The sequence below is a fragment of the Treponema sp. R8-4-B8 genome (genome assembly GCF_054786175.1).
In genome coordinates this window covers 1-641 of record NZ_BDHE01000231.1, presented here as the reverse complement: position 1 = coordinate 641, position 641 = coordinate 1, and the positions used below count along the sequence as shown (strand labels likewise).

1 protein-coding gene is annotated in these 641 nt (G+C 45.4%); it reads left to right on the top strand.

Going from position 1 to position 641, the window contains the following annotated elements:
• The coding region (locus ACYVRA_RS08085) for a PKD domain-containing protein (protein WP_461252219.1) at positions 1-641 on the top strand (641 nt) is incomplete at both ends.

Genomic DNA, 641 nt, shown 5'->3' with positions numbered 1-641 from the left:
CCCGACCCGACAAAAAGCGGTTACGACTTCGATTATTGGTTTAATGTAGCAAACAGCGCCACAGGCGATACCGAATGGGATTTTGATACAGCCGTAACCGCAAACATTACGCTCAAGGCAAAATGGAATGAAACCGACACCACGCAACCCACCGCCCCGACAGTAAGCGTAGCCAACGCCACGAAAACGGAAACGCTTGCGGCGAATTTGAGCGTAACATTAAGCGGGACAGTAACGAAAGGCACAAACGAGATACAGACGAAGGAGTGGGCGCTCAAGAGCATGACCGTAAGCGGAGTAACGCCGGTATTTGCGGACAAGACGGCATTGGAAACAACTGTAACAGGCATAAAGAAAGCCGGAACGTATGTATTTGAACTCAAGGCAACGGACACAGCCGGGTTAGAAGGGACAGCGACAGTAACGGTAACAGTGAATGGGTATACGGTTACAACAAGTGTAACTGTTAATTCTAACTCTTTTTCGTCAACCCCCGGAACAAGTTTGGATTTTACTCCGAGTTATAGTAATGTGAGTAACGCTGTTGATTTTACAACCAGTGTTATTAACAGTTGTCTTACATATACAATTACTGTTGTAAATCATGATGGTTCTTATACCAATACATGGAATAGTACTGA